This is a genomic window from Bacillus sp. FJAT-27001 (genome assembly GCF_019039175.1).
GTDB lineage: Bacteria > Bacillota > Bacilli > Bacillales > Bacillaceae > Bacillus > Bacillus velezensis.
In genome coordinates this window covers 592,697-609,754 of the sequence record NZ_JAHOAA010000001.1, presented here as the reverse complement: position 1 = coordinate 609,754, position 17,058 = coordinate 592,697, and the positions used below count along the sequence as shown (strand labels likewise).

2 protein-coding genes are annotated in these 17,058 nt (G+C 43.8%); both read left to right on the top strand.

Going from position 1 to position 17,058, the window contains the following annotated elements:
* Positions 1 to 4: 4 nt before the first annotated feature.
* On the top strand, positions 5 to 12,262 hold the full coding sequence (locus tag BGM27_RS02185) for an SDR family NAD(P)-dependent oxidoreductase (RefSeq protein ID WP_007409655.1): 12,258 nt from the start codon (positions 5 to 7) through the stop codon (positions 12,260 to 12,262).
* Positions 12,262 to 17,034 carry a type I polyketide synthase gene (locus BGM27_RS02180; RefSeq protein ID WP_007409656.1) on the top strand — a complete coding sequence of 1,591 codons (4,773 nt, stop codon included), beginning with the start codon at positions 12,262 to 12,264 and terminating at the stop codon, positions 17,032 to 17,034. The genes BGM27_RS02185 and BGM27_RS02180 overlap by 1 nt, the downstream gene beginning before the upstream one ends.
* Positions 17,035 to 17,058: the final 24 nt, after the last annotated feature.

Below are 17,058 nucleotides of genomic sequence, written 5' to 3'. Positions count from 1 at the left end.
GCCAATGGTTCATTTGAATAAACAGAGTGCGGATATCGCGATAATCGGGGTTGCTTGCAGATTCCCCGATGCAGATCATTATCATGAATTCTGGGAAAACATAAATAGCGGCAAAGATTCCATCCGGGAAGTGCCGATTGAACGGTGGGATCCCGAACTTTATTATTCAGCTGATATCAGTATACCGAACAAAACAATCAGCAAGTGGGGAGGTTTTATTCATAAAGCTGACCATTTCGACCATAAGTTTTTTAATATCTCTCCCCGGGAAGCGAAAAACATGGATCCTGAGCAAAGAATCCTTTTAGAAGAAACTTGGCGGTGCATCGAAGATTCCGGGGTTTCTTTGCAGGATCTCCAGCGTAAAACCACTTCTGTTTTTGCGGGTATTATGAATTCTGACTACCGGCAGACAGGTCATGCTGAATCGGAAATCGACAGTTATGCCTGTTTAGGAAGTTTCGAAGCTATGCTTTCCAACCGGCTTTCATACACATTCGGTTTGACCGGAAAAAGCATGTCTGTAAATGCCGCTTGTGCATCGTCGCTTGTTGCTTTACATGAAGCGGTTAAGTCATTGCGGACAAAAGAAAGCGATTATGCAATCGCATCGGGAGTAAACTTGAATTTCCAACCCGGAAAATATATTTCTTTTTCTAAAGCCAGAATGCTGAGTCCTGACGGCAAATGTAAAACCTTTGACGCAGCAGCGAACGGGTACGTTCCCGGAGAAGGGGCAGGCGTTGTATTGCTGCAGCGCCTTGGTGATGCAGTAAAAGCCGGTCACCATATATACGGGATCATAAAAGGGACAGCTGTTAATCATGGCGGTAAATCCCGTTCCATAACCGCTCCCAGAGCAGAAGCGCAGTGCCGGGTCATCTCAGAAGCTTTACACAACGCTGCTGTCGATGCTGCGACGGTTTCTTATGTAGAAGCACATGGCACAGGTACATCTCTGGGCGATCCGATAGAAATAGAAGCATTGACAAAAGCGTATCGGCAATATACTGAGGATACTCAATATTGCAGGATCGGAAGTGTGAAAACAAATATCGGTCATACAGAAGCAGCAGCGGGAATGGCCGGATTGATAAAAGTTCTAATGATGATGAAACACCGGAGGGTGCCGAAAAGCCTGAATGTACATACGGTAAATCCAATTATACAGTTTGAAAAAACACCGTTTAGGCCGGCGCTTGATTCAAGTGATTGGAAGGCGGCAGACGGGGCTCCGCTCAGGGCGGGAATCAGCTCCTTCGGTTTTGGGGGTGTTAACTCTCACGTCATCATCGAAGAATTTATACATACAAAAGACGAATCTGATAGAAAAGGAAGGGTACCCTTCCTTTTTTCCGCTAAAAGTGAAGAAAGCATGAAACAAATGATACATCATTGGAGAACCTTTGCTGACGATTCAGAGGAATTTTGCAAAATATCAAATGAAGTGATCAGCAGCACCCTTTTAACGGGGAGGACATCGTTTGATTACAGGGCTGGTTTATTGGCAGGCAGCAAGGAGGAATTTAAAAATCAGCTTAAAGAGGGATTGAGTTTTCGGAGGAAACAAGATTCTGAATGGGCGCTTGCCATCGGTGACTTCAAATGGGAAAGTTATAAACAATTTGCCGTTTTGAAACGGGTGTTCCCTGATTTAGAAAAGAACGTAAGGCCGGTGCTGAAGGGTATACCAACATTGCACAGTTCATTTAAAAGAAAATGGACACCTGAGAAAATCCGCTTGTATTCTTTAGTTATCAATACGGAAATCATAAAAAGTATCCTGGCATCCGGTTTTAAGCCAAGCCTCATTACAGGCGCCGGAGACGGATATTACGTCGCTCTTGCAGCAGCGGATATCATCAAAATTGAAAAGGCCATTTCTGTAATCACAGGCGCTGAAAAACCTTCGCACATATCCTGTGAGCCGCCGTCCATTCCATTTGTCAATCCGTACACTTCAAAAACGTACCCGCCGGTTCGATTAAATGAAGAATATGTAAGGATGCTGCTGAACGGTCTGAGCTTCCCGGCTGATTTTGCAGACCGCCTGTACGGGAAAACACGGCTGCTTCTTGAGCACCAATATACGTTTAAAGGTTTTTTAGAAGAGTGGGATAAAGCGGGAAAGACTCAGGAAATCGAGATTTTATCTTATATTGTGAATCGCACGGCGGATAAAAGAAACGCATTGCCGGCTGATGAGGAAGCGGCGATCATGGCTATCCTTGCCTCTATGAGAAGACTGTATAAGAGATGGGATTTAACAGATTATGATGGATTCTTTAATAATGATTATGTTCTGGAAATATTAAATTTACTGGATGAAGGAATCTTGTCTAAAGAACTTTTTCTGAGCATGTTATTGAAAAAGCAAGACGGAATTAAACAGGCTGTTGCTTGTATTAATGAGCAGCCGGCAGGTTTTTATGATAAAACTCGTTTTCCGTTGATGACAGAATACAATCAAATGGATGCCGTGTCTCAGGAGATAGCTGACCATATGCCGCTTCACACGGAAGAAAAGGGAACGGAGCCGGATGTGAATATTTCTGATTTTTCAGTTTTTCAATTCGGATCGCTCCCTCCATCAGCAAAACTAAACAAAGCGGCTGCTTTTGAAGCGGACAAACCAGCCGATGAGGCTCTATATCATTCATTTATGCAAATGTGGCTTTCAGGAGAAGAGATTGAATGGGCGAAACTAGGTGATTATCATAAAAGAAAAGCCCCGCTTCCGCCTTATCCGTTTGAGCGCTGTCAATTTTCTTTAAACCCTCAGCCGGTAAAATCAGACGCGGCTTTTTCAGAAAAGAAGAATCAGGCACTTTATACGCCGGTATGGAAAGAAACCGCACTTGAGAATGAAGCGGGCAGCCGACAAGTCTGTACTATTTTGTTGTTCTCCGGGAATAAAGACTATTTTGAAGAGCTGAAAAAAAGAGAGAATACGTCCGCATATCTTATTATGCCCGGTGAGCGTTTAGAGCAGATAAGCGACAGTGTTTTCACGATCAACAGGCAGCGTCCCGAAGATTATCAAGGTGTCATTCGTCTGTTAAAGGAAAAAGGCGCAGCGCCTGATGCAATTTTGCATACGTGGTCTGAAAAACAGCCTGAACTGGAAGAAACACTCGAATCAGGAATTTATTCCGTGTTTTATCTGACTAAGGCTTTAATCAGCGAGAACCTTATAAACAAAGTAACGTTCATTTATACATTCAGCGCAGATCAAAAAGAAAAATTGCCGTATTTTGAAGGTGTGAACGGTTTTTTAAAATCGGTAAAACAAGAATACCCGCAGCTTCATTGTAAGACGGTTTGCTTTGAACATGATTCTGCATCCGTTTCATTTTCAGAAAGGGCTGACATTCTTTATAAAGAAATAAACACAGCGCCTGATCGGCATATTCATATCACTTACAGAGGCTGCGTAAGATATGCACGGATGTTAGTGAAGCAGAGAGAAACAAACAGAAAGACCGTTCAATACCCTGAAAAAGATAAAGTGTATTTAATTACAGGGGGATTTGGGGGGATTGGCAGTAAAGTCGCTGAATATTGCGCGAAAACTGAAAGATCCACCATTATCCTATCGGGGCGATCTGTTTTAAACGGAGATAAGCAGAAACATTTAGAATACCTGAACAGCTTTAAAGCCAAGGTTTATTATATACAGGCGAATATATCCGATAAAGAAGCGGTAAAAAAAATGATTGACGGTATTACCGATCAGCATGCAGGTCTTCATGGCGTCATTCATTGTGCAGGAGTTATCAGAGACTCGCTGCTTTTTCGAAAAACAAAGCAGGAACTTTCAGAGGTGATTGCTCCGAAAGTTCATGGTGCATTGAATCTTGATCATGCAACGAAGTCGCTCGAATTGGATTTTTTCGCCGTTTTTTCTTCAGTCGTCTCTATTGCAGGGAACGAAGGCCAATGTGATTATGCATATGCAAACGGCTTTTTAGATCATTTTGCCGAATATCGGGAACAGAAACGGCAAAATTCTCTGCGCAGCGGCCGCACGCTGACAATCAATTGGCCTTTATGGCAAGACATCGGAATGGGGGCGAACCTGTCAGGTCAAGGGCGGACGTCTCTTTTTCATGGTTCCGGGCTCGAAGAACTTCCTGCTGAAGACGGAACGCAATGGTTTTCGCGGATTGTAACTTCGTGTCAGCTGCATAATATTGCAGTCTGCGGTGATCATGAGCGCTTTGAACAATTTATGCGGCAGAGATTTTTGACGGACGAAACAGAGACAGTCAGTGCCATTCCTTTGGCTCAAGGCGATATTTTGGATCAGACAGTTTTGTTTTTAACCAATATCATCTCCTCTGAGATCGGTGCAGAACGGGAAGAGATCGATCAAGATGTGCATCTGGCTGAATATGGAATGGATTCGGTTATGATTCATCAATGCAACACAAAGCTGGAGCAGTCACTGGGAGCAATTTCGAAAACGCTTTTATTTGAATTTCATACAATCAGAGATTTAGCAGATCATCTTGTAAAGGAATATCCGGATCGGCTGGGGCGTTTATTTTCACGGGAGGAAAAAGGAAAACAGATTCAGAGCATTACCCCCGCCAGGCCGGAACAAAACATCACTGCACCTGCGGCGGAGGAAAAAGAACATCTTGACGGGATAGCGGTAATCGGTATCAGCGGCCGTTATCCCGGGGCTGAAAATATCGAAGAATTGTGGGAGCTTCTATCAAAAGAGAGAACCGCAATCACAGAAATTCCGAAAGAACGATGGAATTATGAGACCTACTATGATCCAGACCCCGCTAAAGCGCATGAGGGGAAAATTTATTGCAAATGGGGCGGATTTTTAAAGAATGCTGAATCATTTGATTCTTTGTTTTTCCAAATATCGCCGAGAGAAGCAGAAGCGATGGATCCTCAGGAACGAATATTTCTCGAAACCGTGTGGAAAGCATTTGAAGATTCGGGATATACCATTGAAGGGTTGAGAAAGCAGACCGAAAAACATGTCGGTGTATTTGCGGGAGTGACGACCAATTCTTACAAGCTGCTCGGCGAAAGAATACCGACGGACAAAAACGATGTACTTCCAAATTCGTTCCCATGGTCTCTCGCGAACAGAGTGTCTTACACATTTGACTTTACAGGTCCCAGTGTCCCTGTAGATACAGCTTGTTCTTCATCCTTAACGGCAATTCACATGGCTTGCCAAAGTTTAACAAAGGGTGAGTGCTCGGTTGCGGTTGCGGGAGGAGTAAATTTGTATCTTCATCCTTCTGACTATTTATACAGGTGTCAGATGGGGATGCTTTCAAAATCGGGAAAATGCAGAAGTTTTGGAGAAGGCGGCGACGGTTTCGTGCCCGGGGAAGGTGTAGGGGCCGTTATTCTTAAACCGCTTAAAGATGCCATACGTGATAATGATACTGTGTACGCCGTCATTAAAGGAACGGCAATTAATCATGGCGGAAAGACAAATGGCTATACGGTGCCTAATCCTGCCGCACAGGCGGATTTAATTCAAGGAGCTCTTAAAGCGGCCGGTTGGAGCGCCAGAAGTGTCAGCTTTATTGAAGCCCACGGCACGGGAACGCCGCTGGGTGACCCGATTGAAGTCCGAGGCCTGACCAAGGCGTTTAGAGCTTATACCGAAGATGTTTCATATTGCTCTCTCGGATCGATTAAATCTAACATCGGCCACCTGGAAGCGGCCGCGGGTATTGCCGGCCTGACAAAGATTATCTTACAAATGAAGTATAAAAAAATAGCCGCAACACTGCATGCTGAACGGGTGCATCCGGATCTTTATCTGGAAGAGACACCTTTTTGCCTCCAGCAGGAAACCGCCGACTGGATAAAACCCGCGAATGAAAAACATTCTGACAGCAAATATCCGCGGCGTGCGGGATTAAGTTCTTTCGGAGCGGGCGGGGCAAATGCTCATATCCTTGTGGAAGAGTATGAGTCTGCTGCTGACTGTCATACGAGGCGTGAGGAAAGTGAGGAACTTATCGTACTCTCAGCCAAGCATTCACTGAGTTTACGGGAATCAGCAAAACAGCTGGAGGAATATCTTCAAAAGGCCCGTCATAAGCAGGGCGAGTTTTTACAGCAAGCGGGAACAAACAAGCCGGTTCACCTTTCTGATATTGCGTATACCCTTCTTGAAGGGCGTGAAGCCATGCCGGAAAGGCTTGCTGTCATTTCAAATAATATCGATGATCTGATGTTGAAATTAAATCACTTTTATAATGGAATTGACGATCACGAAATATTTAGAGGGAAAAAACCGAATCATAAACGCAGACAGCAGCAATCGGATCTTCCGCTCAAATCCGGCGGCACCACATTAACCGAAATGGCTGAATTTTGGGTATCAGGAGGCAATTTAAGCTGGGAAGATTTCCGCACCGGCAGAAAACCGAGAAAAATTGCCCTGCCGACTTACCCTTTCTTAAAAAACAGACTGTGGGTGTCAAATAAGGCGCAAACAACATCAGCAGCCGGTACAGCTCCTTTATTTGATTTTTCAGCAGGTGAGTGCCGATTTTATAAAACGCTTTCTGATTCTGAATATTATGTAAAAGACCATGTTGTGCATGGGAAAACGGTTCTGCCCGGAGCGGCAATCATCGAAGCGGCCAGAGAAGCGGGAGAGAGGCTGTACGGAAAATCAGTCATAAAACTGAGTCAGGTTGTATGGGCGGTTCCGATAACCGTTGAAAAAGAAAAGACGATAATGATAGATCTGCTGCCGAATCAAAAAGACGGCAGATTTGTGGTGAAAACCGATATGCAACCTGAAGCGGCAGTTCACTGCCAAGGAAACATTATCACATGCGGAGATCAAGATGCCTCTCATACAGAGCATTTTCAATTGGACAGCTGGTTAACCGGACAGAAAAGATTAATCAGCGGCGCTGAGTGTTACAGGGATTTCCGGCAGAGCGGTTTGGACTATGGAACCAGTTTTCAGGTAATAAAACAGCTGTTTATCCATGAAAATGCTGTTCTTGCACGAATATCACTTCCTGAGAGCATTCATAAAAAATCCGGCACGCTGCTGGAACCGTGTTTATTGGATGGCATTTTTCAATCCACAACAGGGTTTACGTCCGGTCAGGAAGACGATCACACCGCATATTTGCCTTTTGAATTAGGTGAGCTGGAGATTCTTCACGCACCTTCGGCAAACGGCTATGCTTACATTACAGCTGCCGATGAAAGACAACATGATGATGTCAAAAGGTTTCATATCCTATTTATGGATGAAAACGGATCTGTAAGTCTTAAAATAAAAAACTTAGCGTTGAAGGCATTAAGGGCTGCACCGCAGACTCAGGATGAGCGGCATTCAGTTAAGTATTACACTGATATGTGGAAGCGGGCACCTCTGCTTCATCAGCCTGAAGCCAGCGGTTTAAACAGCTGCCTTGTGATTTCACTCCGTCGGGATATATCAGAACCGCTGATCCGCCAGGCATATAAAGATATCGGCCTGAACATGATCTTTGTCCGCCATGGCGGCAGTTTTCAAGAAAAAGAAGCTGATTCCTTTGAATTGAACAGCGTCAAACTTGACGGCTATAAGAAATTGCTGGCGATTCTTAAAGAAAGACAAGTGACCATTGACCGCGTCATTTTAATCGGGATGAGCCCTGAAACGGGAATTGAGCAGAACATGCGTGAAAAGCTGGAAGAGGCTGTTTTGCCGGTTTTCAATGTAACGAAAGCTCTGTTAGCAACAATCCCAAGACATAAAATCCTGATATCACATGTATTTTTCACAAGGGAAAATCAAATCTTACCTTATCAAATGGCAATCAGCGGCTTTTTTAGGTCGCTTCATTTAGAACATCCAATGTTGTCCGGTAAAAATATTGAAATACAAAGCGACGAAATTCAGTTACAGCTGGACACCGGTCTGCCTGAATTAAAAAACCTTGTGAAAGAAACAATCATCAGCGATGATACTTCAGAAATCAGATACAGAGATGGAATTAGGCAGGTAAAGCACTCTGCAGAAATTGAAAGTGCCGAGCCCCCCGAAAAGATGGAAGTAAAAGAAGGGGGAGTTTACCTCATTACAGGAGGAACAGGCGGTCTGGGACTGATTTTCGCCAGACATCTTGTGCGAAAAGGGAGAATAAAACTTGTCCTTATCGGCAGGTCAGAGCTTTCTGAGGAAGCCGTAAGCAATGTAAAAGAGCTCGAAAAAAACGGATCAGAGGTTTTTTATGTAAGAACCGATATTTCTGATAAGGAAAATGTCAATAACCTGATAAAACTCGTCAAAAACAAATTAGGTCCTGTTAAAGGAATTATTCACAGCGCCGGTGTGATAAAAGATTCATTACTCATCAATAAGCGTGAAGAGGATCTCGATTCAGTCTTGGCCAGCAAGGTTTACGGAACGATATGGCTTGACCGGTATACAGACAGAGAACCTCTGGACTTTTTTGTTATGTTTTCATCTATCAGCGCAATAATCGGGAATGCCGGACAAACTGATTATGCTTATGCAAACCGGTTTATGGATTATTTTGCGGAAATGAGAGCGGCGGAAAATAAACCTGGAAAAACAGTCTCGATTAATTGGCCTTTATGGAAAGAAGGCGGTATGCAAATTGATATTCATTCAGAGAAGTTCCTTTATGACCGTTTCGGAATGCTGCCTCTGGGAAAACGGGAAGGCCTTGCAGCATTTGATCAAGCAATGACAGGGTGTGAACATCAAATAATGGTATTTAGCGGTAATGAATTAAAGCTGGAACGAATGATAACGATTGACAGCGGCAAAAGTGACCCGGCAATCGCCGACGAAAATTACGAACCGAAAGAGCTGTCAATAACTGAATCTTTAAAAAGCACTTTGACGCGCATCATCACCGGCGTATTAAAAATTGAAGAACGGGAATTTGATTTTGAACTGCCGATAAGTGAATACGGATTTGATTCAATTATGTTTACAATGCTGGGCAACGAATTAAACGAAACATTAGGAATATCAATGATGCCGTCAGATTTTTTCGGTCTTACTGATTTTAATGAACTTCTTGAGTTTTTAAAGAGTGAGTATTCCGAGGAGCTTCATCTCTGCGGTTCTTTTTCTTCAGATGAATCTGCGGCGAAAGACCGGAGAGAAAATCTGATTGAGGGCATCGCAAAGATGATGTCAAGTATTTTGAAGATTGACAGAAAGGAAATAGAAGAAGAGACTTCATTCGGCGAGTACGGATTTGATTCTATTACGTTTACCAGACTCGGAAATGAAATCAATCAACAATATGGTACGGAATTATTGCCGTCCATTTTCTTTGAATGCAATTCACTGGATGAATTGACTGATTATGTAATCGAGCAATACGGAGAAATCCTTTTTGCTGAGACAGAATCTTTTTCTGCAGCTGACGAAAAAACATTGTACAGCACGCCTCCGCCGGAATCTTATGAACATTCCCCTGAGCCTGAAAACAAAACCAGGCAAGAGGAAAGACATATGAATGAGCCGGTTGCAATAGTGGGAATAAGCGGCCGTTTCCCCCAAACAGATACGCTGGAAGACTTTTGGGAAGGAATTGAAAAAGGGCGGGATATGATTACAGACATTCCTGAAGACCGTTGGAACTGGAAAGAGTTTGACGGCGATCCGATCAGGGACGTCAATAGAACAAAAATAAAAAAAGGCGGATTTATCAAAGGCGCGGACAGTTTTGATCCGTTGTTTTTCGGGATTTCTCCCGCCGAAGCAGAATTAATGGATCCCCAGCAAAGAATTTTTATGGAGACTGTATGGAAAACAATAGAAGATGCGGGATATAAGCCGTCTGATTTGGCAGGGACGAAAACCGCGGTGTTTGCAGGGGTCGCCACAACGGATTATGCTGAACGTCTGAATGAAAATGGTGTCTCTGTTCAGGCGCAGACCGCAACCGGTTTAAATCATTGTATATTGGCAAATCGTATTTCTTACCAGCTGAACCTGACGGGTCCGAGCGAACCGATTGACACTGCCTGTTCAAGTTCGTTAGTTGCACTCCATCGTGCGGCTGAGGGGATTCAAAGAGGCGATTTTGAAATGGCGATTGCAGGCGGAGTGCATATTATGACAAGCCCTACTCTGTTTATAGCTTTTGATAAAGCAGGTATGCTTTCCAAAGACGGAAAGTGCAAAACGTTCGATAAAAGCGCTGACGGCTATGTAAGGAGTGAAGGGGCGGCTGCAGTATTGCTTAAGCCGCTCAGCAAAGCACAGGCAGACGGTGATCATATATATGGTTTGATTAAAGGGTCAGCTGTAAATCACGGCGGCCGCGCCAATTCTTTGACAGCTCCGAATCCGAACGCTCAGGCGGACTTATTAACCGAAGCTTGGCGGAAGGCGGGGGTCAGCCCTGCCACTGCGGGATATATAGAAGCGCATGGCACAGGGACAAGTCTTGGCGATCCGATTGAAGTGAACAGCATCATAAAGGCATTTAAAACGTTATATCAAGAATGGGACATTCCTTTTGCGAAACAGAAATGCTGCGGAATCGGGTCTGTGAAAACAAACATCGGCCATCTCGAAACCGCTGCCGGAATAGCCGGAGTGCTGAAAGTGTTACTGGCTTTTAAATATCGCAAACTTCCGGGACTCGCCCATTTTTCAGAACTCAATCCATACATCAAACTGGAAAATACGCCATTTTATATCACAGAAACCGCTCAAAAGTGGAATCCGATAAAAGATAAAGAGAACAACGATCTGCCGAGGAGAGCGGGTGTCAGCTCATTCGGATTCGGCGGTGTGAACGCGCATATTGTTTTAGAGGAATATAGGGAACCTCAAAAAGAAGTGCCGGAAAACAACGGTAACACACATATTTTTGTTTTATCTGCGAAAACCAAAGATCAATTACTTGAGTATATCCGGCATATGGTTCAGTACTTGGAGCGCGTGATTGCCGGTGACATGCCCGTTAATGCCAGTGACATGGAATTTACATTGCAAAACGGCCGGGAAGCAATGAACGAAAGAATTGCCGTATGTGCAGCGAGTCTGACTGAGCTGAGAGATAAATACGTCAGCTTTCTTGATGACAGCAGGGTGCAAAAAGGCGTATTTATAAGCGAAAACACTGAAGAGCGCACAGCTGTTTCTGAATATATGATTGAGGAGGCTCTTCAAAGCGGAAAAGAGGAGCTGCTCGCACAATGGTGGGCCAATGGAGCCGAGTTTGAATGGAAGACAATCGGCAATAAGAAATTGAATAGAGTGCCGCTGCCAACTTATCCGTTTGCAAAAGAGAGTTATTGGTTCACCCCGAAAAAGAACAAAAGCGAGGTTAATAGCAAAAGTCTTCACCCATTAATCAGCGAGAATGTCTCAACATTAAAGAAACAAGCATTTAAAACTGTTATTTCCGGAACTGAATTTTTCGTCACTGATCATCTTGTTTCAGGAGACTATGTGCTGCCAGGAGCCGCTTCGCTTGAAATGGCTCTTGTTTGTGCGGAAATAAGCGGAGAAAGTAAAGTATCTAAAATAAAAGACGTGATGTGGAACAGACCTATATTATATAAAGGAAAAACGCTGCACATTTATACCGACTTGGAAATGAAACAAGATAAGTTGAACGTAACGATATGTAAAGAGGGGCCGGATGGCGTGCAGCAAATCTGCACACAAAGTGAAACAGTATTCGGAGACATAAACAGCAATCCTGAGTATGTCGATATTGATAAGTTCAAACGCAGCAGTAAGGCGGTCATAAACCGGGAAGAGTGTTATCACCGCTTCAGTCGTATTGGCCTGACATATCATAGCGGTTTTCAAACGTTGAAAGCCGTATATCGCGGTGATATGGAGTTAATGGCAGAATTGGAGCTTCCGGATCATTTAGCGAACGGGTTTTCACATTTTACACTTCATCCTTCATTAATTGACGGCGGTTTTCAAGCGGCGGCATTTTTGTTAAGAGATAATGAGAAAGACGGCTTATTTGTTCCTTATTCACTTAGAGAGCTTCACATTAAGAGGGCGCTTACTGCCCGATGCCATGTTTCGGTGAAAGAAACCGGTTTTTATACGTATAACATTGATTTTATTAACGAGAGCGGCGAAATAGCCGTGAGCATGAAAGACTTTACTGTCAGAAAAGTGACCGGGGGAGAATTAACCGCAGGTCATAAAAATGAAGATCAGGAAATTCTCTTCTTATTGGAACAATTGAAAAACGGTGAACTTTCTGCTGACCAAGTTTATCAGCTGCTGGAGGGAAAATAGTGCAGATCAAACAAATACTTTCCTTAATTGAAGAACAGCAAATGTCTCCTGATGCAGGACTGGAGCTAATTCGCACTTACAGAAAAGAACAAATGGAAAAAAAGGCGGAGCCGGAATCACAAGCTCCGTCCCCAACCATTTTTTTTAAGAACGATTGGGTAAGGACAAATAACATTGATATGCCGAATCAGCAGGCACCGGGGAATATGCTGATTTTTGATCAGGATAACCGTCTGTTTCAGCATGCCGAGATGATGAATGGAGATCATAACCGTGTCATTCTCGTAACGCCCGATTCTGATTATAGAATTGAACGGAATAGATGCACAATCAATCCTTCTGATGAAAATCATGTCGAAATGCTGCTGTCTGATTTGGCTGAAAACGGATTTACACCTGATGTCGTGCTTTATTTATGGAACGGAGAAATCAGAGAATTCACTGAAAAATCCGTTAATGAAACTCTTTGCAGAGGGATCAACTCGCTCTTTTTATTATCAAAAGCTTTAATGCGAAGAAACGAACCTGTTATGTTATTGCATATTTATTGGACAAGCGGTCTGAATCAGCCGTTTCATGAAGCTGTCGGAGGGTTCATGAAAACGGTAAACATGGAAAGCTCCAAGCTTCAAGCGAAAACCATACAGATACGCCATGAGGATTCTGACAAAAATCCTCCGGTTTCCGAGATGTGGGATGCTGCAATCAGTGAAATACAGCGCTTTCAAACGGATGAATGTGAGATTTTAATAGACTCATATACCCGTTATGTGAAAGGGCTGCAGCATATTGATAATCCGGAACACGCCAACGGATCTGTAACGTATCAAAAAGGCGGCATATATATCATTACCGGAGGAGCGGGAAAACTCGGGCTGCTGTTTGCGGAACACATCGCTAAAGAAAACCAAGCCGTGATTATACTTACAGGCCGTTCTTTTTTAACAGCTGATCAAAAAGAACGGATCAGTAAGCTTAATGAGAGCGGCTCTATTGTTGAATATCAGCGGACGGACATCACAGATCGAACAGAGGCAGAGCGATTCATTTTCGGCGTTAAACAGCGGTACGGCAGCATAAACGGGATCATTCATGCTGCCGGCATCCTTCGTGACTCATTTCTTGTAAATAAAAGTCTCAGTGATTTTACGGACGTACTGAAACCGAAAGTTTACGGGACAATCTGGCTGGATGAGCTGACAAAAGACGAAGATCTTGATTTTTTTGTTCTCTTTTCTTCTTTTTCCGCTTACGGAAATGCCGGCCAAAGTGACTATGCGTACGCAAATCATTTTATGGACAGTTTTGCAGTGCTTCGATCTCAGCTCTCCCGAAACGGAAAAACACTATCAATCAATTGGCCGTTATTGAAAGATGGCGGGATGAGTCTCGACAGCAATGGAATCAACCAAATAAAAGAAAAATACGGAATGACTCCGATGCGAACTTCCTCTGTTTTGGAAGCGTTTCTGAAAATGCTGCGGTCTTCATTTACCAGCTTAATGCCTGCAGAAGGAAAGCGGGATAAAATGATAAAAGCGCTTTCGATTCAAAGAAATACAGCTGCAGCAGATCAAGATACACTCACGGCGGAACACGATGAAGAAGAGGAATATGCTGCGAAAGAAAAAGTCAATGACTATTTAATCAAGATCATCAGCGGTGTCTTGAAAATCCAAGCTCATAAAATAAATGCGAAAGACTCTTTTGAGAAATTCGGAATCAACTCACTTATGATCATGTCACTTATTTCAAAGCTTGAAGATACTTTCGGGGATCTTCCAAAAACAATCTTTTTTGAATATCAGAACATTGAAGAGCTTTCAAACTTCTTCCTAACATCTTTTAAAGATAAAGTGCTTAAGGCCGCAGGGGCAGCTCCGGTAACAAGAGTGCCGAAGAAAAGAGAAAATCTGAGTAAAAAACAGCACCGGCAGCAGAGGGTTGCATCTGCACCGAGCATGGTTCCGCCGGGTGAGGATATTGCCATTATCGGTGTGAGCGGAAGATATCCGAATTCCGATACTCTTGAGGAGTTCTGGGAAAACATTGCCGGAGGAAAAAACTGTATTATTGAAATCCCCGAGGAACGTTGGGATTTCAGATCGAATTACAGTCCTGACAGAATGGAGAAGGGAAAAATCAACAGTAAGTGGGGAGGTTTTATCAGCGGTGTTGATCAATTCGATCCGCTGTTTTTCCACATTTCTCATAAAGAAGCTGAGCTGATGGACCCTCAGGAGCGAATTTTTCTCGAAACCTCCTGGCATACGTTTGAAGATTCAGGATATACAAAAGAGAAGCTTGACGGTATGAAAGCCGGTGTGTTTGTCGGAGCCATGTACGGACAATATCAATTATTCGGCGCAGAAGAAACTGCGCGGGGCAATCCGATTGCGCTCAGTTCCTTCTTTTCATCTATTGCGAACAGGGTTTCATACTTTTTTAATCTCTCCGGCCCGAGCATTGCACTGGATACGATGTGTTCATCATCGCTGACGGCCATTCACTTGGCATGTGAGAGCATTAAAAGAGGGGAAAGTGAAATTGCGCTTGCGGGCGGCGTTAATGTGTCCATACATCCCAGCAAATACCTTTGGCTGAGTCAAGGTAATTTTGTTTCCACCGAAGGATTGTGCAGAAGTTTCGGAGAGGGCGGAGACGGCTATGTCCCGGGAGAAGGTTCGGGCGCCGTCCTTTTGAAACCTTTGGAAAAAGCAATTGCTGATCAGGATCATATATACGGAGTAATTAAAGGAACATCTGTAAATCATGGCGGAAAAACCAATGGATTTACGGTTCCGAATCCGAATGCACAAGCTGAGCTGATTGCTGAAAATTTCAAGAAATCGGGCATCAGTCCGCGTTCCGTCAGCTACTTGGAAGCACACGGAACGGGTACCTCGCTCGGAGATCCGATTGAGATCGCAGGATTGACAAAAGCGTTTGAGAAATTTACGGACGATAAACAATTTTGTGCCATAGGTTCAGTGAAGTCTAATATTGGACATCTGGAGTCTGCCGCAGGTATAGCAGCCCTTACAAAAGTTCTTTTACAATTTAAGCATCAGAAATTGGCGCCATCCATTCACTCGGAACAGCTGAACCAAAATATCCGATTTGAAAAGACGCCTTTTTACGTTCAGCAGAAAGAAGAAGAGTGGCGGAAAGAATCAGGCGCCTCCCGCAGGAGAGCAGCAATCAGTTCGTTCGGAGCGGGCGGAGCAAATGCCCATGTCATTGTGGAAGAATATCAAAACCATGCGGACACACAAACAATAAGCGGTCCGTTTGCCGCAGTTCTCTCTGCCAAAAATGAAGACAGGCTGAAAGAATACGCCCGGCGCCTTCTGCAATTCACAGAGCGGGAGACAAAGGTCTCGGCAGCTGATATCGCTTTTACATTGCAGACATGCAGGGAACCGATGGAAGACAGACTTGCTGTTGTAGCTTCCGATTTGCCGGAACTTAAGGAGAAGCTGAGAACTTTCTGTACTGAAGGAACAATTGGAGAGGGCGTATACAAAGGGAATGTTACGAAAGATTTTGATAAAGTCTTTATCTTTCATGATCAAAAGAGGAAAGATAAATTCCTCGAGGTGATGATGGAGACAAAGGACTTGAATCTTCTTGCAAAATTATGGTCTTTCGGGGCTGATATTCATTGGAGAGAGTTATATGAAGAATATACCCCGCAAAAGGTCAAGCTTCCTTTATATCCATTTGCTGAGGAGTCTTACTGGGTGCCTCGAAACCAAAGTGCAGAATTTCCGGAAATATTGCCGCGGCAGTCTTCACTGCACCCGCTTCTGGATTCGAATGAATCTACTCTGGAACAGCAGTTTTTTAAAACGACATTAAGAGAAAAAGAGATTTGGTTAAAAGACCACATCGTAAAAAACAAGAGCATTCTCCCGGCAGCTGCTTTTCTTGAAATGGCATGCGCAGCGGGAACGCGGTCATATCGAAAGAAAAAGGTCACTCGTTTAAAAAACGTGATATTTGCCAGACCGGCCATGCTTTTGAAAGAGAGCCTGACCATTTACACTCACATTTCCGTAAAAGACGGCAGCATATTATTTAACATGTCACCTGACGAGGATGCTGCTGTAAGGACTGGATTTGTGACGGGGGAATTAGATTATGATCATCATTACAGTGATGATGATATAGAGAACATCGACAGACAAGAGATGATAAACAGAAGTGCTTTTGTCCGTGAACAAGATGAATGTTACGAGTATTTTCGGGAAAACGGGTTCCTGTATGGGCGCGCTTTTCAGCCGATTCAGCGTTTATGGGGCGGAAAAACGGAAGCGGTTGCACACTTATTGCTGCCAAAAGAAGCCGCATATGCTCTTGAACATTATACATTGCATCCGTCTTTAATTGATGGGGCTCTGCAATCTTTGTTCGGCATTACGGACGGAAGAGAAGAGGCATCTGTTTATGTTCCTTTTTCAATAGGAGAGGTTACGGTTCGGAAAAAGGTTTCAGCAGAATGCTGGGTTTATGCGCGTAAAACAGGCCAAAAAGGTCAATCCGAGCTTATTTACGATATTCAGCTGCTTAATGAACAAGGAGAAAGACTTGCAGGTTTGAAGGATGTAACCATTCGTAAAAAAGAAACGTTTTCCGCGGAGGCACAGACTCGTGCAACAGCGGATTCCAATGGAAAGAACGAGAGAGTAAAAGAGCTCCTCAGACAATTAAAAGCGGGCGAACTGACTGCGGAGGAAGCAGATTATGCGCTGGAGCGTATGCAGGATTAGTTTATCATTTTGCGGCAGTGCCAT

Excerpts from the sequence above, each read along its gene's own strand:
- BGM27_RS02185 (WP_007409655.1), top strand. The coding sequence starts at position 5 with ATGGTTCATTTGAATAAACAGAGTGCGGATATCGCGATAATCGGGGTT.